The organism is Legionella impletisoli (assembly GCF_900639875.1).
Taxonomy (GTDB): Bacteria; Pseudomonadota; Gammaproteobacteria; order Legionellales; family Legionellaceae; genus Legionella_A; species Legionella_A impletisoli.
The window spans coordinates 105,976-130,291 of the sequence record NZ_CAAAIA010000004.1; the positions used below are offsets into that span (position 1 = coordinate 105,976).

Genomic DNA, 24,316 nt, shown 5'->3' on the forward strand with positions numbered 1-24,316 from the left:
TTTAATATTGCATGACTAAAAATCTTGTGATCGTAGAATCACCCGCCAAAGCCAAAACTATCCAAAAATATTTGGGAAAAGATTATGATGTGCTCGCCTCTTATGGTCATGTACGAGATCTTCCCGCACGCAAAGGTTCAGTTGATCCGGACCATAATTTTTCGATGACTTACACGCCTATTGAAAAAAATACACGTCATATTGAACTCATTGCGAAAGCGTTAAAGAAAGCCGATGCACTCTTACTTGCCACTGACCCTGATCGCGAAGGTGAAGCCATTTCATGGCATGTTTATGAACTGATGAACAATCGCAATTTATTAAAAGATAAGGTGGTACACCGAATATTTTTTAATGAAATTACTAAATCGGCGATTCAAGAAGCGATTGAACACCCACGTCATATTTCAATGGATTTAGTGAATGCCCAACAGGCAAGACGTGCGTTAGACTACTTGGTGGGGTTTAATTTATCACCTTTACTCTGGAAAAAAGTGCGACGAGGCCTATCGGCTGGAAGAGTGCAAAGTCCTGCATTGCGATTGATCGTTGAACGTGAAGAAGAAATTGAACGTTTTGAGGCAAAAGAATATTGGCGCATCTTAGCCAAATGCTTACACGATTCAACGAGTTTTGAAGCACGCCTTACTCATTTTAAAGATGAAAAAATTCAACAATTTACAATTACTGAAGAAAACTTCGCGCAAAAGGTTAAAACAGAGCTACTTAAAGAAGCCAACGGATTTCTTCTGGTTAAACATATTGAGAAAAAGCAGCGTAAACGAAACCCTTACGCTCCGTTTATTACCTCAACAATGCAGCAAGAAGCAGCTAGAAAATTAGGCTTTACCGCTCGTAAAACTATGATGGTTGCCCAGCAACTGTATGAAGGGATCGACATTGGTACAGGAACGGTTGGTTTAATTAGTTACATGCGTACTGATTCTGTTAATCTAGCCTCTGAAGCAATAGAAGAGATACGAACTTATATTACGCAACAATATGGTGGTTCTTACTGTCCAAAAAGTCCTCGGGTCTTCAAAACCAAATCAAAAAATGCTCAGGAAGCACACGAAGCGATACGACCTACTTCCATTAAACGAACGCCAACTATGGTAAAAGAGGCTTTAACATCCGATCAATTTAAGCTGTATCAGTTAATTTGGAAACGTACCATAGCGTGCCAAATGGCCGAAGCAATACTCGATACCGTCAGCGTAGATATGACTTGTGGCGAGGGCAATATGTTTCGCGCCAGTGGGTCAACTGTTGTTTTTCCTGGGTTTTTAAGCGTTTATGATGAAGGAAGGGATGATGTAAAAGAGGAGTCTAAGGAAGAAGACTCTGGAGCTACCGTTTTGCCTCCATTGGACGTTGGCGACAAAGTGTCGTTACAGGATATTTTAGCTAATCAACATTTTACCGAGCCACCGCCACGATATTCTGAAGCCTCGTTGGTTAAGGCTTTAGAAGAATTTGAGATTGGACGCCCTTCAACCTACGCATCCATTATCCATACGTTGCAGCAACGTGAATATGTGGTAGTCGAGAAAAAACGTTTTTACCCAACAGACGTGGGCCGTATTGTAAGTCATTTTTTAACCAATTATTTTAATCGTTATGTCGATTACACCTTTACTGCGCATTTAGAAGACACATTAGATGCGATTGCAAGAGGGGAAAAAGATTGGATCCCAGTATTACGAGAATTTTGGCAACCTTTTATTGACCAAGTACATTCCATTGATGAGCAAGTACAACGAAAAGATGTTACAACAGAAGTAATCGACGAGAAATGCCCTAAATGCGGTAGCGCTCTTGCGATAAGGCTTGGAAAACGCGGTCGATTTATTGGCTGTACGGCTTATCCTGAATGTGACTATACCCAAGATTTAAGCCAAGCCTCGACAAAAACTGAACCAGAGGTGATTGAAAACCGAAAATGTCCTGAATGTGGGGGCGATCTTCACATTAAAGCGGGCAAGTTTGGTCGTTTTATTGGATGCAGTAATTATCCGAATTGTCGTCATATCGAACCTTTAGAAAAACCATCAGATACGGGTGTAGAATGTCCTAAATGCCATGAAGCGACTATTCTCCAACGTAAATCTCGCAAAGGAAAAATATTTTATTCATGTGGGAATTACCCTAAATGCGATTATGCTTTATGGAATGAGCCGATCAATAAACCTTGCCCGCAATGTGGGTGGCCTATTCTAACGATAAAAGAAACCAAACGTTCAGGTCGGCAAATCCTTTGCCCTCATGAAGGATGTGACTATCGAGCATCCAATGAGGATGGTGATCAATAAGCGCGTTTTTTCGGTTTAAGGGTCTCATTTAAGAGGCCACTACTTCCTCTATAGAGAGCCTATTGACAGAATGAAATCCTATAGATAAAAATGAATGGCCGGTAATCTCTGAATGAATCTTCTATTGGGTTGATTTAAAGATAATACCGCGGCTTCAAGGCTCGGAATTTTTATTATCCAAACATATAAGTCTGGGTACTTGAGTTTAATACAATTTAGATTAAAAATGCATTTGCTGTTAAGTAAGGAGTAGCAAAAACATGTCTGATAAGGTTCGTGGAAAGGTAAAATGGTTCAATGAAAGTAAAGGGTTTGGTTTTATTGAAAGCGAAGGGCAAGATTACTTTGTTCACTTCAGCGCTATTTTATCGGATGGGTTTAAAACCTTACGTGAAGGGGACACCGTTTTATTCAAAGTAGTCAAAGGCCAAAAGGGTCCGCAAGCAGAACAAGTCGAAGTGGTTGCCTAAGGAATAAAAAAACCTATATCTAAGTATTGTAATTAAGAATCGTTTTCATTTAGGGCCGGTTAAATCTGGCCTTCATTCATAAAAAAAACATTTCTTGCCCTAAAGTTGATTTATTCGTCTATAGTTATTACTAAAGTATGTTTAAAACTGGTCGATTAAAGAGATAACTGCGCAAACAAACGGTAAGAAATGGGCATAAAACAACAACTTGTACTTCGCTCTACGGTACTAAAAGGACATGTCAATAAATACACCATCCTGGGGTTATCCATAGCGATCGGAAGTATTATATTTGCAACATGCTTAGTTTCATATCAGTTAACCGGGACGATTTCTCTTTCAGGAATCATTGAGGCTCAAGCTACTAATCCTGCAATTTGGGCCTTAGATTTAACTCCCTTTATGTTTGCTTATTGGGGACAATCTTTTTGCTATCAGTTAGCTAGTACCGCCGAAACCATCATTGAAGATCAAACTCGTGAATACGTTCACAAAAGTGATGATTTAGCGTCGAAACTACAATATGAAAGCAATCATGATCATTTAACGAATCTTCCGAATAATCGTTTATTACAAAAGCGACTTTCTCAAGGAATTCAGCAAATTAAAAAAGGGGAAGAACTGGCTCTAATCTTATTGACGATTAATCAATTTAGAGACATCAATTACAGTATTGGTAGTTATAGCGCCAATAGTTTATTGGTGCAGTTTGCAGAAAAACTTAAATCCTTATTACTCGAACCCTATATGCTTCAGGCCTATATGGGCATGAATATGGTTGCCCGGTTGCAAAGTGCGGAATTTGCCATTTTAATTCCCAGGTTAAGAAAGGATCATAATCTCGAGCATATTATTCAAAATATTATTGCTGAAACATCGACGAGCTTTATTATTGATGGGAATCCAATTGATGTTAAAACAACGGCTGGAATTGCCATCTATCCACATCATGGTGAAACGGATGAAGATTTAATTCAACATGCGAGCTTAGCTTTACTGTATGCGGAAAAAGAGCAAAAAAATTATGCGCTTTATGAGCAGGGGCTAGACAAAAATTTTAAAACAAGAAAAGTGATTTTAAAAGGCATCAAATCAGCAATTGATTCAGAAGAATTTGAAGTGTTGTATAAGCCTGTTGTGGCATTAAAAACCGGAAACATTATTGGTTCAGAATCAGTCATTAAATTTAATAATGATAAATATGGCTTGATGACCCCTGAAGAAATCGTTTCTATCGTTGATGGATCTGGCGCGGTGCAGGGGTTAACTTTTTTTACGTTGAAAAAAGTGATTAGCCAGCTTGAGAATTGGCACAAATCCGGGAAAAAATTATTTACCAGGGTTTATTTGTATGAAGCAATTGATCCAGATTTACCGAATATATTACAACAACTTTTGTCTGAAAAAAATGTTCCTGCAGAGTATTTGCGTCTAGAACTCACTGAACAAGCCTGCTTAAGCGATCAAACGCATACCATTCCTGTGTTAAAGCAGCTTAGTGAGCTTGGTATTAAAATTTCGATCAGTGATTTTGGTAGTGGTTACACCTCCTTTATTTATTTAACGAATTTTCCAATCACTGAAATTAAAATTGACAAATCATTTACCGCAGCGATGTTGGCGGATGATCGCAAACACAGCATTGTTCAAGCGATTGTAAAACTGGCCGGAGCAATGGATTTAAAAGTTATTGCAGATGGAGTGGATAATGAAGCGATTAAAGTAGAGCTTCAGAAACTTGGATGCACTTATGGACTTGGTGATTATTTTTCTGAGCCCCTAGAACCAGATGATTTTTATAAACTGTTTGAAAAATCAGAAATCAAACAACCCCGTGTTTCATAAGCGCACTTCTTCTTGTTGAATTAATCACCTAATAAACATAAAATTGCCCGGTCTTTTTCAATCTTATTTAAGAATATCCCTTCAATACCCCGAGATGGCCTTATGATTTATAGAAAAATGTTAAAATCTAAAATTCATCGTGCAACCATAACCGAGGCTTGCCTAGACTATGAAGGCAGTATTACGCTTTCTCCAGAATTGCTTGTTGCCGCAAATATTTTACCCAATGAAGCCGTTAATATATGGAACGTTACGGCTGGAACACGATTTGAAACCTACGCCATTGAAGGCCCAGCTAATTCTTCGGACGTTTGTGTCAATGGTGCAGCAGCTCATCTTGTGACGCCTGGCGATATTATAATTATTGCTTCGTTTATCCAACTGGCGGATGAAGCATGTTACTCCTTTAAACCGACGGTTGTTTTTGTTGATGAGAAAAACCAAATTAAGGAAGTCAGACCCGAAATGGTTAGTTTGAATTCAACTCCGTTTTAAAGCTCGTTATACTATATAACATCAGGTATCGAACGAAATGCAGGGAGTAGCATGGAGCACATTGGATTAGAAATCACACTTTTAATTATTTTGATGGTCCTTGCCGTTAACCTGGTATTTCAAGCCTTTAAGCTTCCTGTTATTCTTGGCTATTTAATCGCAGGTATTGGAATTGGTCCTCATGGACTAGGCTTAATCACCGATACACACGCCATTCAACAGATTGCTGAGTTTGGTGTAGTGTTGTTAATGTTCACGATTGGCCTTGAATTTTCTCTCACTCGCTTAATCCAATTACGTTATCCGGTCTTTGTATTAGGCGGCATGCAAGTAATCACCTCAATCGCTATTACCGTACTTATTGGTCTTTGTTTTAAAATGAAATTGGTTGAATCCTTAGTGATTGGGTTCGTCGTTTCGATGTCCTCTACGGCATTGGTTGTGAAACAACTCAGTCATCAAGCTGAGACGCAAACAAAATATGGTATAAATACAATTGGGGTTTTGTTATTTCAAGACTTGGCGTTTATTCCTATTCTCGTAATTATTTCAAGTTTAAGTGGAATAGATCAAACGCCCCTTTGGGAAACATTAACTTGGTCATTTTTGCGAGGATTATTGGCGATTGTTCTGATTCTTGCCATCGGTCGTTGGCTTTTGCAGCCCTTATTTCACCGCATTAAAAAGATTAATACAACAGAACTCTTTACCTTAACTGTCTTATTGGTGGCTCTTGGTTCAGCATGGATTACTGAAAAGTTAGGCATGACGTATGCTTTAGGTGCTTTTTTGAGTGGAATTATGCTAGGTGAAACGGAATTTCGTACTCAGATTCAAGAAGAAGTAAGGCCATTTCGCGATCTATTGTTGGGATTATTTTTTGTCTCGGTAGGGATGCTTGCGAATGTCGCAACCTGGGGGGAAACGTGGTTTTGGATAGCAATTACGTTATTTGCCGTCATGGTCGGGAAATCCCTTTTAATTATCCTTTTAAGCCAAGCTTCAGGCTATGATCGTGAAACATCACTGCGCTCAGGTATTATTCTTGCTGAAGGGGGGGAGTTTGGGTTTGCTATCTTAGCCATTGCGTTGGATAACCAAATATTACCTTTATCTTATGGTCAAGTCGTTCTTGGAGCACTGCTCATCTCTTTTGGATTTGCCCCTATTCTCATTAAATACAACGCCACCATTGCGCGCAAAATATTGAAGCGTTAAAAAACGGATTATTTTATTGTACTGGGAAGTTAAAATAACTTTGTGGATATGGCTCGTTTTTCAACGTGAAATGCCACCATTCTTTTCCATAAGGTTTAAATCCTTGGCTGATCATCACTTGACGTAATAAAAGACGATTTTTTTTCTGCAATGGAGTTAAATGTTTATAAAAGACATGAGCACTGCGATCAAAATAATCAAAAGAGGTTCCCATATCAAGATCAGAGGTTGTATCCAATGATTTTTCTAATTTAATGATTGTTAAATCAACGGTACTGCCACGGCTATGCCCTGAATATTCAGCGATATATCCTTTTTGAAACAAATGGTTTTTATCTTCATGAGGATAATACGCTTGCTTTGTGTGGGTATCATTTGGATTTTTGCTCCAACGTAAAAATGCATTCACTGCACGTTGAGGTCGATAACAGTCAAATACTTTTAATCCATAACCTTGTGCTTTTAAACGTGCTTGAGCCTCTTTTAATTTTAAAGCAGCGGGTCGGGTAAGAATACATCGAGAAGCAGCATATCCTGGTACAGGTCGACCGGTGAAGTTATTCGATGTTGCATATCGCATGTCTTGGATTATATCGGGTGCAACGTCGCTCAAATAAACAAAATTGGCAGGCAAAGCCAGCGCTGTGGAGTTCACAAAGACAAAAAAACAAATTAACCAAATGTTAAACATGATATCCCTATTTACAAGTCCTAACGGTAGTGGTTACATCAATTGAAACATCACCACAAGTAAACGGCTCTAATAAACGATTCGGTTTCTCAGTGACTAAAACGTCTCTGTCACGCACAACCCCGGGATGAAACCAGACGCAAGCCGTCAGTTGAATGAAGCACAGGCTTATCCATATCCATTTCATAAATTAACTCTCCAATTAAGCGCTGCTATAGAGTAAAGAGATCTCGCACTCGCTCTTTAAGAAGTATATACTGGAGCGAGTGTTAAGCCTAGAGAGAAAGCGAAAGAGTGTCTTAGGGAAGTTGGATTAAAGGATGACATGATGTTAGATCGGGCGAGTGTTGTCGATGAGCAATTCATAAAACGGGTTTCGCAAGGTGATTTCCCAGTATCACAAAGCTCAACCACGTGTTCTTCAGCAGGTCTTGATAAAAAAACCGCAATTGACTTATTTGATTCTCAAATCAAGTCCAGACAATTGGACTTAATTGCGCGCACGCTTAAAGAAAAAGGATTATCGTTTTATACTATTGGAAGCAGTGGTCATGAGGGGAATGCCGCATTTGGGCTTGTATTTCGTTTTAACGATATGGCGTTTCTGCATTATCGAAGTGGTGCTTTTTATATCCAACGTGCCAAACAAGTGGAAACGGAAGATGGGGTTCGTGATGTATTATTATCATTAGTTGCTGCAGCAGCCGATCCCATTTCAGGTGGTCGCCATAAAGTTTTTGGTAGCGTACCGCTTTATATTCCCCCGCAAACCTCAACAATTGCCTCACATTTACCGAAGTCTTTGGGCGCTGCTTTATCTATTACTCGCGCGAAAGAATTAAGCATTTCGAGTAAGCTTGCCGCTGACTCAGTTATTTTGTGCTCGTTTGGAGATGCCTCCATTAATCATGCGACGGCTCAAGCAGCCATCAATGCCTGCTCATGGTTGGCGAGTCAACCCTATCCCTTACCGATTGTTTTTATTTGTGAAGACAATGGCATTGGCATATCGGTTCCAACACCATCCAACTGGATTGATTCAGCCATAAAATGCCGTCCCAATATACATTATCTGAGTTGCGATGGATTAAACTTCGCAGATTGTTATATGAAAGCGAAAGAAGCGGAAAAAATCGCTCGTACCCGTAAGCAACCTGTCTTTTTGCATATGCGTTGTGTTCGCTTACTTGGTCACGCAGGTTCTGACATTGAGTCACAATATCGCACCTTTCAAGAAATCGAACAAATTGAAGCACAAGATCCATTATTACATTCAGCCGGATTGCTTTATCGAGAGGGTATACTGGGAATAAAAGGCATAATTGAGCTTTACCAGAATAACCACGCCTTAGTTCATGCTAAAGCCATGGAGGTGATTCATTCGCCACAATTAAGCTCAGCAAAAGAAGTCATGACGTCCATTATACCGAATCAAACCGAAAAGAAAGCATTTTCTTTACCCAATGACAATCAAAGAGAAGTCGTGTTTGGGGAGAGCTTCAAGCAGCTCCAAATGAAGCGTAACTTATCGCAATTAATCAATTTCACCCTTACTGATTTATTAATGCAGTATCCTAACTTAGTGGTTTTTGGTGAAGACGTCGGAAAAAAAGGAGGGGTGTATCGGGTTACAGCCGATTTAGAAGCCCGTTTTGGGCGAAGAAGAGTATTTGACACAATTCTTGATGAAACCACTATTTTAGGAACAGCGATTGGCATGGCTCATAACGGATTTTTACCCGTTCCTGAAATTCAATTTCTAGCTTATTTACATAATGCTGAAGACCAATTACGAGGAGAAGCAGCAACGTTATCGTTTTTTTCTAAGGGCCAGTATCAAAACCCGATGGTGCTTCGAATTGCTTCTCTTGCTTATCAAAAAGGATTTGGCGGCCACTTTCATAATGATAATTCAATAGCGGTGTTACGTGATTTGCCCGGGGTGATCGTAGCATGCCCTTCTAATGGGGTAGCGGCGGCCAAACTATTACGAACTTGTATGCGACTTGCACACCTAGAAGGTCGAGTGGTGGTGTTTCTTGAACCAATAGCGCTTTATATGACGAAAGATTTACATGCGCCAGGCGATAATGAATGGCTTGGCTATTACCCTGCTTTGGACGAAGAAATTGCTTTAGGCGAAATAAGCGTGTATGGCAAAGGGCAAACGGTCATTTTAACTTATGGAAATGGGTATTATTTATCTCGTCAAGCTGAAAAAATTTTAAAAGAGAACTATAAAATTTCAGTAAAAATAGTTGATTTGCAATGGCTTCACCCTTTCCCTAAAGCGTCCATTTTGAAAGAACTTGTTCATGCAAAGCATGTGCTAATTGTCGATGAAGGCCGGCGTAGCGGTTCGCTTAGTGAAGGTTTAATGACCATGCTTATTGAAGAGGCTCCAACGTTGAAACTAAAACGATTAACGGGAGAAGATTCGTTTATTCCCCTTGGGAATTCGTGGCGATACTTATTACCTAGCCGCGAAGCGATTATAGCGACTGTGAGAGAATTACAGACGGACGGTACAAGGAAAAAAGACGCTGCAAAAGCTTATCCAAATTCAAGCGCCAATAGATAATTAACGTGAGTTCGACAGAAAAGTCATTTATGACTTTTGTGGCGCTAAACGAACGTTATCCCGTAAAAAAGCGAAGCTTTTTGTACAGGATCCATTAAAAATAAGCCAGTTCGATATCAGAAAAATTTGGATTTTTCTGATATCGAACTTACGTTAATTAACTGGAAAGGAGAATGTTCGTGGATGATTTACTGTTTCTTGATGAACAATTGCAAGACGATGAGCGAATGATAAGAGATAGCGTTGCGCGATTTGTTAAGAGGGACGTGATTCCTTTAATGCCCGAGGCATTTGAGCGAGCAGAATTTCCTAAAGTGCTCATTAAAAAATCCGCTGAACTTGGATTATTAGGTCTAACGTTGCCAGCAGAATATGGCGGTTCGGAAGCTTCGTATGTTGCTTATGGTTTAGTCTGTCAGGAACTTGAACGAGGCGATAGTGGTTTACGAAGCTTTGTTTCGGTACAAAGTTCACTTTGCATGTATCCTATTTTCCGCTATGGCAGTGAAGAACAGAAAAAACGCTTTTTAAAGCCTATGGCAGAGGGTGATTTGATAGGGTGTTTTGGTTTAACCGAGCCTGACTCTGGTTCTGATCCGGCCAGTATGAGGACCACGGCTGAAAAAGTCGATGGGGGGTGGCGATTAAATGGGGCAAAGATGTGGATTACCAACGCATCCATTGCTGATCTCGCTATTGTTTGGGCCAAGACGAGCGATGGGATCCGCGGTTTTATCGTTGAAAAAGAGTTTGATGGGTTTAAGCGGCATGAAATTAAATTAAAAATGTCTTTGCGGGCTTCTAAAACCGGTGAGCTGGTATTTGAAAATGTATTTGTACCCGATGAAAATCTTTTGCCTGGTAGTGATGGGCTTAAAGCAGCATTAAGTTGCTTAAGTCAAGCTCGATACGGTATTTGTTGGGGCGCTATGGGTGCTGCCATGGCTTGTTTTGATATTACACGCGATTATCTTTTAGAACGAAAACAATTCGATAAGCCGTTAGCTTCGTTTCAGTTAATACAAGAAGATCTAGCCGAAATGTACACCGAGATTGTCAAAGCTCAATGGATTAACTTACAAATTGGCCGATTAAAAGACCAAGGACGTGAAACACCAACCATGATTTCATTAGCTAAAGGGAACGCTTGCAGAGAAGCATTAAACATAGCAAGAACTTGTCGGAATTTATTGGGCGGTAATGGTATTAGCCTGGAATATCATGTTATTCGACACATGCTCAATTTGGAGTCCGTGTTTACTTATGAGGGAACGGACAATGTGCATAAGTTAGTCTTAGGTCGCCATATTACGGGAATTAATGCATTTGGATAAATTTTATCTTAAATTCTCTTGCATTTTTGAAAATGTGACATATAGTTAAAACCATGTCCCGATAGCAGACCTCGTTCTAGTTTTCGAATGGTATTTCTCGGGGGATTAATCACCATTCAACACGACAAGGATTGGACTGCTGATTTGGACAACCAAATAGAATAATTACATGGAGAAGTGAAGATGAAACAATGGAACAGTGTTATATTCCTCAAAACAAAAGGTTCTTGGACAGATACTGAGAACGTAGCCAAATGGCCTGGTGTGAACCAAATCTGGTCAACTTCGGGTGATTGGGACTGGTGCATCAAATTAGATAAAGATCATTCAACTCCAGAAAAAACCGAAGAATTCGTATCTAAACTTCGCCAAGCCGATTGGGTTGCAAACACTGAAAGCAGCTGGTGGAGAGAGGTTTACAGCAAATAATAACCATTTACTGAGGGCTTGGCTATCCAGGCCCTTTCCTACCCTTAATTTTCCCTAAAACCGTCATTGACTATACTTAAAGAGTTTAAACTAAAAGTGGAGCAACTGATGGTAAAACTTACTCCCGAACCAGATACAGAGTTAACTCCTGAAGAAAAATTATTAGAAGATTTGAAGCAAGAAGGCTCTTCCAATGACTTGCTGCATAATTCGTTTATTAGTTCTGATGAAGTAGATTCGCTAGAGGATGGTGTTCCTGGTTATGAGACCACAGGAGAAGAAGTTCTAGTGGGTGAAGGCATTCCAGGATTTGAAACCACTGGCGAAGTGAGGCCAATGGATGAGACAGAAAACCAACTGGAAGAAGAACATTTTGAAGAAGAAAGCTCTGAGGAAGAAAGCAACATTCCTAGACCATAATCCTCAATTGAGATTGTGTTCTAACCTCAAACTTGCTATTATTCGCTCCAATCGGGGCGTGGCGCAGCTTGGTAGCGTACTAGCATGGGGCGCTAGGGGTCGCAGGTTCAAATCCTGCCGTCCCGACCAGTTAAAACCTTTATAAATCAACAAATTATCTTTTTATATTTAATCCAAATTTGGGTCTTTCGGGTCTTTCCCATTTGCCTGAATCTTCAGCTTAATTGGTGTAGTCCGAGCCTTTATGATTCGGGACTGCCTCTATATACTTTCCCGTTTTGATATACTCAAAATCTTTCTTAAGTTTAATCTATTTTGACAAATTATTTTGCGGTGCTTCTCATAAGAAATGCTGAAAGTGTGCTGATGGTATTACGAATAGGAATAATTTTTAGCAAGGGAGGCTTGACTTCTCAGAGTATTATTCATAATTCCTTGGCGATGAGTGTAATTTTTTAGTGAAGTTATGTTCAGCAAGTAATAATTAGCATATTCTTTAGGACAATTGTTTGCTCTCGTTTCGAATTCCTAAGGGTTTACCTTTATTTTGAAATGGATGGTATATCAAATCTACGGACGTTGTATGTTGAAATAAATTTTTTTAAAAAAAATTATAGGGATATCATGATATTGCGTCTTTTTTGGCTAATTATTTTATTAGGGATTCATCTTAATGGGTATGCGAATGTATCTACAATCAATGAATCTACCTTACAAGGGAAATGGTATTTAAGTCCTAGTTTAGGTGCTTCTATTTTGAATGTCACCAAAGAGCATTCTCTTTCTACAGGCGAGGGATGGCCTAATGATCTTTATACCAATCACAAAATAGCTACGGCTCCCCTCGTTGCAATTTCTGGAGGATATTCTTGGTCAACCCTTCAAACGTTTCTTCCTTTTTTGATGATGGGTCTAAGTTATACTTATTACGCTCCTGCGACGGTTAAAGGAACGATTACACAATACTCCTTGCCGCAGTTTGAAAATTATAACTATCAGTATAAAGTTGAGCGTCAAACGGTATTCGCTCTATTCAAAGCAAGTTTATTTCACTATCGTCATGTTATGCCTTACTTGTCTCTAGGAGTTGGTCAAACATTTAATTCCATCAGCCGTTATAATGAGTCGCCCATCTCTTCAAGTATTGTTCCGCGATTATCTCCTTTTTTTCAAAACAATAGAAATGCTCAGCTTAGTTATATCCTGAATGCAGGAATTGATTTTGTGAAAAATCAACATACATGGTTTGGATTAGAATATCACTACGGCTATTTTGGTCATGCCCAATCTGGTTTTGGTATGAATGGTTATAGTTCAGACTATTTGAAAACGAAGTTAACAGATAATGCCCTCGCGGTTAGTATAACTTATTTTTTTAACGGCAAGTCCACAGGAGAACGCACGAAATGAAGCGCATTATTGTTTGTTTTATAGCGTGCTTTTGTGGCTTGATTCAGACTGGATTAGCAGGATCTCCCTTAGAGTTAGGAGTTAATCCGATTTATCCTAGGCTGACATCAAACACCTCGATTCCATCCATGACCTCTCTTGGTGGGGTATATTTAGTCACGTACACCGTCACCTCCAATTTACCTTTTACCATGCCAAATGGCTTTAATAATTCATACGCTGTCTCAGCCCCATATGATGAGTTTACAATCACGGACAATTGCCAAGGATTACTCTTAGCCCCTGGACAATCCTGTGAGATTTCAATTGGTTTAAATGCACAGACCACCGGTCAGAAATCTGCCACCGTCTTGTTAACTTTTGGAAAAAATACGGTTCCAATTTCAATTTTGACAGTAACGAGCTCGGCTCTTTTGAATCGTAATTGGGTAGGATTAATCGGAATTGATTATCAGCCTAATCATTATCCACAAGGAAATGCATTCAATGGTCATGATGTTTTTTATGCTGGAACGATTAATAATAGCCCCATTACGAATGTCTACGCCGAACTATCTCAACTTAAAGCGGCAGGTTTTACAACGGTTAGAAGCTATCAAACCGTAGAATACTCCTGGATTGATATAATCAACCAAGCCAATGCCTTGAATATGAAGGTAGTTTATGAAGCCGTCATTCCCCAGAATGGAAATCAAGCCAATATTACGGCGGCTGTAAATTTACTAAATCATGTTATTGACACCGTTGGGGTATCCACCTTTAAAAATACCGTGACACTCGTATTTGCTGGACATGAAAACTACAGCAATTCGGATATCAACTACTTAACCTCTGCCGTATCCCAATTGATTTCCGCTTTAAAAGCAAAAGGAATCACCAATGTAGAGGTGGGATCAGCGCTCGTGAGTGGCGATCTAGTTACCCCAAGCCCTGCAATTGCAGCAGATATGACCGCATTAGGAAATAGCTACTCGGCAGGGGCACCCTGGGCTTTTGATCCCTATCCCTTTCAATGGGGAGTGACTCCACCAAATCAAGCTGTTTCAAACCCGACTCTTATCAATTCAATTGCTTGGGATTATGCAAAAGTTAATAGCCAGGCTTTTTTTCAGGCCGACAAAAAAACGATTTTGATGGCAGAAACGGGTTGGGCAACGAGTGGAGTAGGTACCTATGCGGGATATTTTTGCGCAACTTCTATGTCTAACCCTTGTCAGCCTAGTGTTGCAAACGCTGGAACGTATCTTACAGCACTTTATGCTTATGTGAAAAACACAGGGAATAACAGTGGTGCTTTAGTGTTTGAAGCTTATGATGAGCCCGCCAAAGATCCAGTCAACGTAGATAATGCTGAAAATTTTTATGGAGTTTTTGATACGAATTGTGGCCTAAAGGATGTTTCTTTACTTCCTAATACTAGTTTTGCCATTGCTTCAAATCCTGCTTGCAAAGGATTTATTAATGCAGCGTTGTTATCTGTAGTCGGTGGCTCGGTTATAAATCAACCCCAATTTTCTGTGCAAATAACGCAAACAAATCCTGGCAGCATGGCTGATGCAAACATGACAGTTCCTGTAGCTACTATGAATAGAACCGATGCAAATATTAATCCTTGGCCATATTTTCTTGTATTCAATCAGGCGGTGGTGAGTATGACAGGGACAGGAACTGGCAATACATGTAACGTAACGGTAAGTGTTGCAGGAGGTGTTATTACAGGATTCTCTGCGGTCTCGTGTACAGGCGCCAATGTTGTGAATTGTAATGTTGGGGATTCAGCTTGTTTTCTTCCTGCTAATTTTTAGAACAAAAAATCAAATCTCTACGGGCGTCATTAAGCGATAAAGGAGTTTAAATATGACATTTAAGCTCAATTTTTCCATAATGGATTTGTATACACCTTAGTGGACAAACGAACAGGGAGGTTAGATGAGTCACGCCAAAAAAATACTTCTAGGGCTATGTATTTGCATCATTGTATGTACTTTTTTATATACCTATCTTCATTCTCAAACATCCCACTCAGCGTATTCTCCCACGAGCTTATTCATCGATGATGAAACGTTTTTTTCTAACTTAGAAATCATAAAAAACTGGCTGCCTCCCGGTGTAAAATTGCTCGCTGTGATGAAGTCAGATGCTTATGGTTATGGAATTGCAAACCTAGTTAAAGCGGTTCGTAAAGCGAATATTGAGTATTTTGGTATAGTCGATAACAAGGATATTTTGGCTTTAAGACAAGGAGGCATTCTAGGCCAGTTTGTTCGATTGCGCCAAGCAACGATTCAGGAAGTAGAAGATGTGTTGCAGCATCCGGATTTTTATGGAAAACCCCAAGAAATGATTGGTAACCTAGAATTAGCCAAAGCCATGAATAAAATTGCTATTAAATATCATCAGATAATTCCCTTTCATCTTAATTTAAACGCAGCTCATATGGGTCGTAATGGCATTGACTTATCGACTGAAGAAGGTAAAGCAGACGTCAGAAACATATTAAAGCTTAGCAATCTAAAAATAGTTGGGATTATGTCTCATTTTCCCGATCTCGAAAATCCAGATTTAACTGGAAGTAAAATGGCATTGGAAACCTTTAAAGATCAGGCTAATTGGGTTATCAACGAAGGGCAATTAAATCGAGATGATCTTATACTCCATATGGCATCTAGCTTAGGGGCTTTGAAAATTCCTGAGTCACATTTTGATATGGTAAGAATTGGAGCGATGCTTTATGGAGAGCATACCGAGATTGGCGCCCCAAAGGCACTAAACCCTATTATCAAACTTAAAACACACGTTTCTGCAAAAATGAAATATGTAAAAGGAGAAAGTGTCGGATATGGTCGAAACGTTATCTTAGAGCGGGATTCTATTTTAGCCAATATTCCCTTGGGTAAAGTTAATGGTGTTCCTTTTAATTTAAAGCAAGTCTTAATCAAAGGATTACGCTTTAATTGCGTGGGGGCTATGTCCATGAATACAACAATGATTGATATTACAGACCATGCCGATGACATTCATATAAACGACGAAGTAGTGATTGTAGGGAGGCAGTGTGGGCTTTTAGGGGAGGATGAAATTACTCCTTTAGAAATAAGAAAACTTGCCGGCATGAATAATTTTGTGATGAATAATTATTTTATTGCATTATTAAATAGCGCTAAGTAATTCACAGATTTTTTAAATGTTTTAAAAAAATCAATTTAGTAAAAACAAAAGTTGTTTCGCTCTAATTTCATTTACTTATTTGAGTAAATATTGTACACTTAGTATTAGTGGTACATGTGAAGGTACCAATACTCGAGTCCTTAAAGGATGTTATAACATGGAGGTTTTATCATGAAAGCTTTAATTCTAAGTTTAGTAAGTTGTTCTTTTTTTATAGCAAGTTTTTCAGCTTCTGCAGATAGCCTAATAACCATTACAGGAGAACCGATTTCTATACACCAGGAAGGTGATGTTTATGTTCCTGCTACTACTGTGGTTGCCGAAAAAGATTATTACTATTTTACTGTAGATGGAGCTAAAAGGGTTTGTTACCATGAAGTTCAACCAAACCTTGCGGATCTCACTGTACACCCCTTCCAAGTACGTCTTGGAGGCGATGTAGTTACATTGCAGTGCTATGACTACAGTCCACAATATTTTGTCGTTCATTAATTTAACGTTAACTTATAAGAACTGAAACCTGTCGAAACCCTTGCTCTCACAAAGAGTGGTGCGATAGGTTTCTTTATGGGCTAAATTATTTTTTAAATCGATTAAGTTTGATTCATGAACCAAGAACCCTTTAAACAGCTTACCCAATTTGGAAAGAATGCGCTTTCTGATTCACATAATCAATTAAAACAAGTTTTAAATACTCTTGAACAAGACACGACGTCTGATGCAATGCAAGTTTTAACCCTGCTATTGCAATATCGCCTCGATACCCAAGATGCCCTAATTGCTTTAATCCACTTAGATAATAGCGTGCTACATAGTTTAGGAATTGATGCACATCATTCAAGTGCGGTTAATTTGGAGAGGATACGTTTTGCTCTAGGACAAGATGATCTAAACTCGGTCTTAAAGGTGTTATGTCAATTGGTGGAGAAATTATTGAGCGCTGCAGATCGTTCAAATAAAAATCGCTCCTCCAAAGCGTTTCAATATCAATCGAATTCTAAACATAGTGGGATAACAAAGTCGTTGAATGCGGCTTTATCTTCACAAAAGCAATTCATTGCTGCAATGAATGATTTGCAGCATGCCCTGATTAAATTGACAAAACACGCTGCAATTGGCCCTCTGCTGGACCATGTGAGTGCTCTAAGAGGGCCAATTTCTCAATTTTATCAAGCTTTACAACACGGTCTTGGTTTATCACAAGAAATCTATAAAAAGATCAATAACATCTTAATGATAGATAAATCATTACGTTTGGCTTTACAACAAATTGAAGCCGTAAGCCTATCAAATCAGCCTTTGCATCAAAACCAAAGGTTATTTAAATTATCCAAGCCATTCTCATCTGAACAATTGGAGCAACGTGCAGAGAGAAAGCGGATGGGTCATTTTTTTAGATATTAGAGACATCAGCGATTATGAAAAAGAACTTATCAGATCAAATCATTCAATATGAGAAATGGCTTATAGCTAAAAAAAAGCCGGTATTAGTATTGCAACAGCTCATTGATGATGACTTTATGGAAATGGGACAAAGTGGACAGATTTATAATAAAAATGAAGTGGTCGCATGGCTTAATCGTCAAAGTCAATCGCTGCGCGAGGGGTTTCAGTTTCAAGTCAAGCAAATTTCTGAAGAGGTTTTACTCTTAACGTATCTCAGTCGCATTAAAACTCAAGGTGCTGATGAAGCAAAGCATGCGTTTCGCTCTTCAATTTGGCGAAATCAGGGTGAGCAGTGGAGAATGGTTTTTCATCAAGCAACGCCAATTCCTGCACTGACTTAATCAGTATTCAATGGCATAAGTCCGTTTGATGTGTAAGGTTTTTTCGATTTCAGCGACCGCATTTCCATCTTCATCGATGACGGTAATTAAAAAAATGGGCTCATATTTTTCTTGTTGATCAACCTGTTTTTTAATGGCTTGTACTTCTTCAGAGGTTAAAGAAAATTTGGCATACACCGTTTTTCTGCCAGGTTTCTTATAGCGAATTTTTGCAGATTTATCCCAGACAACATACCCTTTCCCCAGTTGTTTAATGAGCATCAACATATAAAAAGGGTCGGTCATGGTATATAAAGATCCTCCAAAATGAGCACCAACGTAATTTTGGTTCCAAAATCGTAGCTTCATTTCTACCAGAATAAATGAATAATCCTTTTTAAAATCCTTTACGCGTATACCCGCACCCAGGAAAGGAGGCCAAAAACGCATTAATCTTAATAGCCATTTTGCGCTCATGATAATACTCCTTTGTGGTTTTTTATCAGCATCTTATCCTTAGGCAACCATAACACTAAAAAACAACAGACTAATAAGGAGATAACTAGAATTCCGAATGCAAACTGATAATCATGAACCGAAAATAAAGGGGTGCCAAACTCTGTTTTGGCCCCGTTCCATTTATATTCTAGTGCATAACCAATCAATGGCTGGTACAGTCCTGCTCCTATTGTCACAATAAAATTTGCCATGGCTGTTGCCATGCCCGTTGCCAAGGGTGGACTCAATTCTTTAGCTATGGCAAAGACAAGAATTTGCGGTGCAGCAAAGACCCCAATTAAAAATAATAAAACATACGCCACGGAAATGGATATCCCAGGCAAATAAATCAAAATGTACGAGCTTAATAGGCAACCAATACTGCCAATAAATAAAGGAATTTTACGGCTTGTTATTTTATTTGATAAATGGCCAACAAGGGGGGAGGCGATAGCGAAGCCTAAAAAGACTAACGAAGTGGCCGAGGCAGCTTCCGCACTTAAAATATGATATTTTCTTGCGATAAAATCAACTCCCCAAAGCGAAGCGAAGACCGATATTGGCAAAAATAGGAACAAACCTACCACCCCATTTAACCAGGTATAAAATGAGCGTGATAAAAGGCCAAAACGTTGCCAAATGTTCCCCCATGAGTGATATTCTTCCGGAGTTTTGGCTAATAAAGCTTTGGGTCTTTTTTTAATGAAGAGGAATAAAAAAATGGATAAAATAAATCCAGCAAGCCCAGTTAAATAAACGGCATGCTTCCATCCAAAATCATAAACCATATAAGATAATACATTATCTGCTGTAACAGCACCGAGTGTACCAATTGTTGAAGTGAGGCCTGCAAAGAGCGCAAATCGATTCTCAGGTAACCAGATGGCGGCAAGTTTTAATGCACCCACAAAGGCAAATGCAGAGCCTATCCCCATCAGTGCTCGTGCGAAGCAACCGATGAAATAAGAATGCGTAAAAGCAAAGAGTACGGCCCCTATAGCGCAAATCAAGCAAGAAAGGGTTAGAACGTTACGCGGACTGTATTTATCCACCACGACGCCAGCGGGCAGTTGTAAAGGAGTATACGTGTAGTAGTAAAAAGCCGATAAAAGCCCAATTTGACCAGCATTAACACCATAACTGCTCATTAACGGGTGAATCATAATGCTTGGCATAATGCGCAATAAAAAATCATAAAAGTAAAAAATCGTGGCAAGTAAGCAAATGAACCATGGAACGATTGTGGTATTAAAAATTGGTGATTTAAGAGGTTTTCTTCGTATCATGTTAAATCCATTTTACCGTCAATATAAGTTGATTTCGAACCCATTCTGAACTAATATCGCCCATCTTTTTCCCCAAGTTGCTTTGCAATATCATCACGATTAACTTGATTTAGTTAGGAATAGTATGCCAATTAAAGCCTGGTTTTATTATAAACGCGGAACTCGACGTCTTAAGCAACAACTGTGGAATGAAGCTCAAGCTGATCTTGAAGAAGCACTTCGTCTCAGTCCAACCTATGTAAAAGCCCATTACAGGCTGGCGTTACTATATTTTGAAACTTGTCGTTATGATAGAGCACTTGACTCTTGTCATAAAGCAATGACGTACTTTTCAAAACCCTTACCTAAGGCGTTTGAATTAAAACGAAAAATTGACGAAAAGAAATCGAACCAAAGCAAAGAACAAGAAGCGGCTATTCAAGAGTTTGAGCAATGTAAATTTGCTCAAGGGGCTGCAAGAGTTGATGAATTAATTAAGCGTATTAAAAGTACTAATAATCAATCTAACACATTTAGGTTTAGCACGATTAATCAATCCTCTCTCAATTTACAACGTGCTCATCCTGGTGTGATTACAGCCATCGAAGTTTTGCCTAATCAACGCGTTGCCACCGCTTCAAGTAATAAAACCATTACCATTTGGCATATGAAAGGATTATATGAAGTAAGCACGCTTTTTGGACATCAAGATGAAATTCTTTCTATTTCTTCCTTGCCAAACAATAGGTTAGTAAGTCTTTCTAAAGATAATTCAGTAAAATTATGGGATTTAAGCTCAGGAGATTGTATATCGACCATTAAACTTCCTTATATGTTTGTAACTTCGTTTGGGGTACTTTCAGGAGGTCAGATCGTTACTTTTGGTTGTTCTTTTATTAAAAAACGGGAGTCAAATGGTCTTCATATTTGGGATGTAAATACTGGTGATTGCTTAGCATCCTCTTGGGCTTTCTCGTCCGATGATTCGTTATGGGTAGTTAATGGTCAAATTTTTACAGCATTCTCGAGTATTTTTACAGCATTCTCGAGTAGAGTTTCTATCTGGACTTTTAGTGAACACAATAAATTAACTCGTTCTTCTACGTTTGACATTGGGACGAGAGTTACTGAAATTTTTCAACTGCAAGAGGGAAGAGTCGCTGTGGTCGGTTGGGATAAAACCGTTATTTTGAATCCTCAAACAGCGGAAACTCTGGTAACGTTTGAGCGCCGAGGGCATGTTTACTCGATGGCTGAATTCGCAAATGTTTGGGTTTTTATAAGGGGATCTGATGCGCTCCAAGTTTGGGAGCGATCGTCTGGAAAATTAATTTTTACATTAAAAATTGCATATGGGGGTCCCATGGCTATGCTTAATTCTCGCTGTGAGTTTGTCTGTGCGATGGGAAGAGATTTATCCTTATGGGGAGCTGCCCCCGTTGCGTTCAATAAAACGGATGAAAATAGATTAATCCATGCAATTCATCAATTTCCTAATACTATTTTGGATATTGAATGGCCACCAGAGGAAGGGTATCAAAAGATTCGCAAAAAGGTAGAGCCAATACTTAGGCAGCATAGACAAGCTCAACATGATAGAAATCGCCTTGGTGGCCTTTTAAAAATAGGAAGATTTGGTTTTCTAAGAGGTCATTATAGTGATGCTAAAATGCATTTAGAAAAAGCGTTGGCGCTAGATGCTAATAATCAAGAAGCTTGGTTTCTTTTAGGACAAACGCATCAAGCGTTAGGAAACAAGACCGAAGCACTAAACGCTTATGAACATGTGCTTGAGTCAGACTCAAATTATAAACAATCCATAGAGTTTAGTTTGGCTTTAGCGCTTGAACTTGAATCTTGGGAAAAAGTTAATGCATTCGTTGTACGTCTATTAAAAATTGACCCAAAGCATCAAGAAGCCCTCAAAATGAAACCCGTAGTAGAAGGTTACATGTTGGTATTAGGAGGTTGGTATGATCTTGCTATTGGGGAGTTCGATAGACTCATTGCACGTAACGATTCGTTACGTCCATATGCCGAAAAAGGTCGTAAAAAGGCAATCGAAGGCAAAGTTTTAAAGAATATAGCGCATGAAGAAGCACACGAAAATGCTTTATTAAATGACAATTTAAAACAACTAAAAAAGCAAGTCGATGATGATTCAACTCATTTGGGGAGACTTATCCGCTCCATTGAACCGCTTGAATCCAAAGCAATTCAGCTTAAAAATGAAGAATATTTTCGATTAACCACAAGAGTTTTCATAAAACTTGCAAATAAAGAAATCGACGCTCAACAAAAATCTATTTTTTTCCGGTCCGCATTACGCAGTGTTAACATTGCGCTATCTATTAATCCGACATCACAAGCATTAGCTAAAAAAAAGGCCGAGATTGAAGAAAAAATCAAAAAATTACCAAAACACGTTAACCCACAAACTACTTCACCCAATGAAGAACAAACGTTAAGCGCTGATGATCGAGCAAGAATTGAAGCCAAGAAAGAGGAATTACGAAAAAAGAGAAGCCCTACGCCAAAACCATCAACATCCAGGAGAGCGTCGTTTGTTGTTGATTTTAGCCAGATGAATATTCTCGATACTGGCAGAACGTCAATACAAACCCGAGGCAGTGCGCTTAGTCTATTCCAGCCTGAACAAGGAGCTTGGAACTCTCAATCGGGCACGAGAGGTAGAGCGCCCAATCCTTAAATTATCTACGTTAATCCTGATACCGGAGTATTTATGTTTTCAATAGCGCACAGTCAATCTGAGGTGGCAGAAGCTCGCATGCAGCTCACTAAAGCACAAAATGAGGTCAGTCGTTTACATGAACAATTAAATCGCTTAGAAAAAAACTTACAAACCACCCAAACTAAGTTACACAAAGCCCGTACTAAATTTATCGCAAAGCGCGTAGAGCGTGAGGTAAAAGAAGGGGAACTAAAACAACAAAAGAACGAAAAAGCTAGAATATCGAATCAATTAAACCAAGCACAAGATGAATTAAGTTCGTTTGAGGATCAAAAAGCAAGTAAAAAAAACTTACTTAGCTCTTATGAAAAGCAAATCGAAGAAGCGACCCATGAAATAAAGCGTCTGGAAAATGAAATTAAGGAATGTGAACGCATTATCGATATTCCGATTCCCGAGCCAAGGCATGAACAAAAAGCATATCCTATATTTGAACCCTTTACTGGAGAACTGGCTGGGTGGAGCACGACACATGTTATCACGAATCAAGAAGAACGCACAAAAGCTCAAAAACAAAAAGAAGACGCACAAATCCGACTTCTTAAACTAAAATCAGCTAAAAACAGTGAAAGTGGTAAACAGCAGGGATTAAAATATAAACGTGATAATCTTGAGAGAGAAATTGAAGGGTTGCCTTTAAAACGAAAACAACTAGAACAACGAATTGAGCATTTAAAAGAATCACTTCAAACGCATGATGAGAAAGTGGCTGATAAAGAGACTGAACTAAGCGAATTAAAAAGTAAGGAAGAAGAATTAAACCAAGAAGTAAAAAAAGTTGAAGCAGAAGAGCAGCAACTAGAAAGCCAGATCCCACAGAAAAAACAAGCGCTATTTTCAGCCGAAAAAGCGGTTACCAGCGCAGAATTTATATTAGAACAACGGCTTATCCAACAACGAGCGGTTGAAGACATGGAGAGAAAATTTCCCAAACCCGCGGCAGCTGAGCGCCATCCCCTGAGTGAAGAGGATATTGAACGGATTGCACAAGAGGAGCTTGAACGAGAAGAATCCAAATCAGATTCCCTAGACTCTATCATCTCAAGTTTTAGAGCGTTAAGAAGCCGAGGAACAAGTCATTTTAATGAAGCAAGTAAGACAGTTAAACGTTGGCCACATCCTGCAGGGCTAAGAGCAATGGATAGCTTATATAAAGACAGAATGGGCAAGCTAAGGGAGGAATTGAATTCATTGTCCAAGTAACTTTAATCGCCCAAAAATGACGTAAAGTGCATGAAGTTTAGGGTTCAAAAGCATACTTCTCTGTGAAATTTATTTACATTTTGCCTATACTTTATAATGCAAGTGTTTCAAAGGAATGAACATGACCTCGCAGATTAGTATTAAAATGATCGCTTTATTAGCTATGCTTTGGCTCTCTTTCTTAATTTGTACTACGGCAAATGCTCATAAAGGCTACCTCTTGGTTGAGGAGATTGAACTTGCGCCATGTGATAATAACGTTGCTTATGTGTATAAAGTCTCACCCTGTCGTTATCGTTATTGGACAAAATGGAATCCGATTAATCCTTATTGCCTTAAACGATGTCTTGTGGATAGTTGGCACTACGTAATTCAGTGCGAAACTCGCTGTTCATAGGTTTTTTATTTGTATGCTTGATCAAAAATAGTGCTTATGGTTTAATTAAAGGCTATTTTTCC

General features: G+C 39.0%; 22 protein-coding genes and 1 tRNA gene. 19 read left to right on the forward strand and 4 right to left on the reverse strand.

The genetic code is table 11. The features are described 5' to 3' along the window. Nucleotides 1-11: 11 nt before the first annotated feature. From topA to E1O41_RS05785, 5 genes are all read left to right on the forward strand, one after another. On the forward strand, nt 12-2,312 hold the full coding sequence (gene topA / locus E1O41_RS05765; RefSeq protein ID WP_131776373.1) for a type I DNA topoisomerase: 2,301 nt from the start codon (nt 12-14) through the stop codon (nt 2,310-2,312). Between the two features lie 260 nt (nt 2,313-2,572). Beyond that, entirely contained in the window at nt 2,573-2,782 is a 210-nt protein-coding gene (locus E1O41_RS05770) for a cold-shock protein (protein WP_131776374.1), read from the forward strand. Between the two features lie 189 nt (nt 2,783-2,971). Beyond that, complete coding sequence (locus tag E1O41_RS05775) at nt 2,972-4,627, forward strand: putative bifunctional diguanylate cyclase/phosphodiesterase (RefSeq protein ID WP_131776375.1); 1,656 nt, start codon at nt 2,972-2,974, stop codon at nt 4,625-4,627. Between the two features lie 102 nt (nt 4,628-4,729). Further along, nucleotides 4,730-5,122, forward strand: coding sequence for an aspartate 1-decarboxylase (gene panD, locus E1O41_RS05780; RefSeq protein ID WP_131776376.1), 393 nt, complete (start codon nt 4,730-4,732; stop codon nt 5,120-5,122). 51 nt (nt 5,123-5,173) lie between these two features. Then, nucleotides 5,174-6,340 (forward strand): cation:proton antiporter domain-containing protein, encoded by a 1,167-nt coding sequence (locus tag E1O41_RS05785; protein WP_131776377.1) that lies wholly within the window; start codon nt 5,174-5,176, stop codon nt 6,338-6,340. A gap of 13 nt (nt 6,341-6,353) precedes the next feature. Here the strand turns inward: E1O41_RS05785 and E1O41_RS05790 are convergent, their stop codons facing one another. Together E1O41_RS05790 and E1O41_RS05795 are read right to left on the reverse strand one after the other, a co-directional pair. Next, nucleotides 6,354-7,031: a M15 family metallopeptidase gene (locus E1O41_RS05790; RefSeq protein WP_131776378.1), complete on the reverse strand. Its 678-nt coding sequence runs from the start codon at nt 7,029-7,031 to the stop codon at nt 6,354-6,356. 7 nt (nt 7,032-7,038) lie between these two features. Beyond that, on the reverse strand, nt 7,039-7,218 hold the full coding sequence (locus tag E1O41_RS05795; protein ID WP_131776379.1) for a hypothetical protein: 180 nt from the start codon (nt 7,216-7,218) through the stop codon (nt 7,039-7,041). A 141-nt stretch (nt 7,219-7,359) separates the two neighbouring features. Here E1O41_RS05795 and E1O41_RS05800 point away from each other — a divergent pair, with 141 nt between their 5' ends. The 11 genes from E1O41_RS05800 (at nt 7,360) to E1O41_RS05850 (ending at nt 18,160) form a co-directional block, all read left to right on the forward strand. After that, the gene (locus E1O41_RS05800) at nt 7,360-9,612 is read left to right on the forward strand and encodes a thiamine pyrophosphate-dependent enzyme (RefSeq protein WP_131776454.1); all 2,253 of its coding nucleotides are present in this window, start codon (nt 7,360-7,362) and stop codon (nt 9,610-9,612) included. Between the two features lie 179 nt (nt 9,613-9,791). Then, entirely contained in the window at nt 9,792-10,946 is a 1,155-nt protein-coding gene (locus E1O41_RS05805) for an acyl-CoA dehydrogenase family protein (RefSeq protein ID WP_131776380.1), read from the forward strand. 183 nt (nt 10,947-11,129) lie between these two features. Next, entirely contained in the window at nt 11,130-11,375 is a 246-nt protein-coding gene (locus E1O41_RS05810; RefSeq protein ID WP_131776381.1) for a hypothetical protein, read from the forward strand. A 108-nt stretch (nt 11,376-11,483) separates the two neighbouring features. Then, nucleotides 11,484-11,795, forward strand: a complete 312-nt coding sequence (locus tag E1O41_RS05815) for a hypothetical protein (protein WP_131776382.1) — start codon at nt 11,484-11,486, stop codon at nt 11,793-11,795. A gap of 52 nt (nt 11,796-11,847) precedes the next feature. Further along, a tRNA-Pro gene (locus tag E1O41_RS05820) sits at nt 11,848-11,924 on the forward strand. Nucleotides 11,925-12,419: 495 nt separating this feature from the next. Continuing rightward, complete coding sequence (locus E1O41_RS05825; protein WP_131776383.1) at nt 12,420-13,205, forward strand: hypothetical protein; 786 nt, start codon at nt 12,420-12,422, stop codon at nt 13,203-13,205. Further along, nucleotides 13,202-15,010: a hypothetical protein gene (locus E1O41_RS05830; RefSeq protein ID WP_131776384.1), complete on the forward strand. Its 1,809-nt coding sequence runs from the start codon at nt 13,202-13,204 to the stop codon at nt 15,008-15,010. Before E1O41_RS05825 ends, E1O41_RS05830 begins: the two co-directional genes overlap by 4 nt. A gap of 124 nt (nt 15,011-15,134) precedes the next feature. Next, nucleotides 15,135-16,373, forward strand: coding sequence for an alanine racemase (alr, locus tag E1O41_RS05835; RefSeq protein WP_131776385.1), 1,239 nt, complete (start codon nt 15,135-15,137; stop codon nt 16,371-16,373). A gap of 171 nt (nt 16,374-16,544) precedes the next feature. Continuing rightward, the gene (locus tag E1O41_RS05840) at nt 16,545-16,865 is read left to right on the forward strand and encodes a hypothetical protein (RefSeq protein ID WP_131776386.1); all 321 of its coding nucleotides are present in this window, start codon (nt 16,545-16,547) and stop codon (nt 16,863-16,865) included. Between the two features lie 114 nt (nt 16,866-16,979). Beyond that, entirely contained in the window at nt 16,980-17,777 is a 798-nt protein-coding gene (locus E1O41_RS05845) for a hypothetical protein (protein ID WP_131776387.1), read from the forward strand. A gap of 14 nt (nt 17,778-17,791) precedes the next feature. After that, a complete protein-coding gene (locus tag E1O41_RS05850; protein WP_131776388.1) occupies nt 17,792-18,160 on the forward strand; it encodes a nuclear transport factor 2 family protein in 369 nt (122 codons plus the stop codon). Here the strand turns inward: E1O41_RS05850 and E1O41_RS05855 are convergent, their stop codons facing one another. After that, nucleotides 18,161-18,616: a DUF4442 domain-containing protein gene (locus E1O41_RS05855; RefSeq protein ID WP_165481123.1), complete on the reverse strand. Its 456-nt coding sequence runs from the start codon at nt 18,614-18,616 to the stop codon at nt 18,161-18,163. Further along, a complete protein-coding gene (locus tag E1O41_RS05860) occupies nt 18,613-19,923 on the reverse strand; it encodes an MFS transporter (RefSeq protein WP_131776389.1) in 1,311 nt (436 codons plus the stop codon). The genes E1O41_RS05855 and E1O41_RS05860 overlap by 4 nt, the downstream gene beginning before the upstream one ends. 124 nt (nt 19,924-20,047) lie before the next feature. On the opposite strand from E1O41_RS05860, the gene E1O41_RS05865 reads away from it, so the two are divergent. From E1O41_RS05865 to E1O41_RS05875, 3 genes are all read left to right on the forward strand, one after another. Beyond that, nucleotides 20,048-22,612: a tetratricopeptide repeat protein gene (locus E1O41_RS05865; protein WP_131776390.1), complete on the forward strand. Its 2,565-nt coding sequence runs from the start codon at nt 20,048-20,050 to the stop codon at nt 22,610-22,612. 33 nt (nt 22,613-22,645) lie between these two features. Beyond that, nucleotides 22,646-23,857 carry a coiled-coil domain-containing protein gene (locus E1O41_RS05870; RefSeq protein WP_131776391.1) on the forward strand — a complete coding sequence of 404 codons (1,212 nt, stop codon included), beginning with the start codon at nt 22,646-22,648 and terminating at the stop codon, nt 23,855-23,857. Between the two features lie 121 nt (nt 23,858-23,978). Continuing rightward, complete coding sequence (locus tag E1O41_RS05875) at nt 23,979-24,254, forward strand: hypothetical protein (protein WP_131776392.1); 276 nt, start codon at nt 23,979-23,981, stop codon at nt 24,252-24,254. The last annotated feature ends 62 nt before the right edge of the window (nt 24,255-24,316 follow it).

Bases quoted from the DNA above. Each gene is read 5' to 3' on its own strand.
- topA (WP_131776373.1), top strand. From the start codon at position 12: ATGACTAAAAATCTTGTGATCGTAGAATCACCCGCCAAAGCCAAAACT.
- E1O41_RS05770 (WP_131776374.1), top strand. From the start codon at position 2,573: ATGTCTGATAAGGTTCGTGGAAAGGTAAAATGGTTCAATGAAAGTAAA.
- E1O41_RS05775 (WP_131776375.1), top strand. From the start codon at position 2,972: ATGGGCATAAAACAACAACTTGTACTTCGCTCTACGGTACTAAAAGGA.
- panD (WP_131776376.1), top strand. From the start codon at position 4,730: ATGATTTATAGAAAAATGTTAAAATCTAAAATTCATCGTGCAACCATA.
- E1O41_RS05785 (WP_131776377.1), top strand. From the start codon at position 5,174: ATGGAGCACATTGGATTAGAAATCACACTTTTAATTATTTTGATGGTC.
- E1O41_RS05790 (WP_131776378.1), bottom strand. From the start codon at position 7,031: ATGTTTAACATTTGGTTAATTTGTTTTTTTGTCTTTGTGAACTCCACA.
- E1O41_RS05795 (WP_131776379.1), bottom strand. From the start codon at position 7,218: ATGAAATGGATATGGATAAGCCTGTGCTTCATTCAACTGACGGCTTGC.
- E1O41_RS05800 (WP_131776454.1), top strand. From the start codon at position 7,360: ATGTTAGATCGGGCGAGTGTTGTCGATGAGCAATTCATAAAACGGGTT.
- E1O41_RS05810 (WP_131776381.1), top strand. From the start codon at position 11,130: ATGAAACAATGGAACAGTGTTATATTCCTCAAAACAAAAGGTTCTTGG.
- E1O41_RS05815 (WP_131776382.1), top strand. From the start codon at position 11,484: ATGGTAAAACTTACTCCCGAACCAGATACAGAGTTAACTCCTGAAGAA.
- E1O41_RS05825 (WP_131776383.1), top strand. From the start codon at position 12,420: ATGATATTGCGTCTTTTTTGGCTAATTATTTTATTAGGGATTCATCTT.
- E1O41_RS05830 (WP_131776384.1), top strand. From the start codon at position 13,202: ATGAAGCGCATTATTGTTTGTTTTATAGCGTGCTTTTGTGGCTTGATT.
- alr (WP_131776385.1), top strand. From the start codon at position 15,135: ATGAGTCACGCCAAAAAAATACTTCTAGGGCTATGTATTTGCATCATT.
- E1O41_RS05840 (WP_131776386.1), top strand. From the start codon at position 16,545: ATGAAAGCTTTAATTCTAAGTTTAGTAAGTTGTTCTTTTTTTATAGCA.
- E1O41_RS05845 (WP_131776387.1), top strand. From the start codon at position 16,980: ATGAACCAAGAACCCTTTAAACAGCTTACCCAATTTGGAAAGAATGCG.
- E1O41_RS05850 (WP_131776388.1), top strand. From the start codon at position 17,792: ATGAAAAAGAACTTATCAGATCAAATCATTCAATATGAGAAATGGCTT.
- E1O41_RS05855 (WP_165481123.1), bottom strand. From the start codon at position 18,616: ATGAGCGCAAAATGGCTATTAAGATTAATGCGTTTTTGGCCTCCTTTC.
- E1O41_RS05860 (WP_131776389.1), bottom strand. From the start codon at position 19,923: ATGATACGAAGAAAACCTCTTAAATCACCAATTTTTAATACCACAATC.
- E1O41_RS05865 (WP_131776390.1), top strand. From the start codon at position 20,048: ATGCCAATTAAAGCCTGGTTTTATTATAAACGCGGAACTCGACGTCTT.
- E1O41_RS05870 (WP_131776391.1), top strand. From the start codon at position 22,646: ATGTTTTCAATAGCGCACAGTCAATCTGAGGTGGCAGAAGCTCGCATG.
- E1O41_RS05875 (WP_131776392.1), top strand. From the start codon at position 23,979: ATGACCTCGCAGATTAGTATTAAAATGATCGCTTTATTAGCTATGCTT.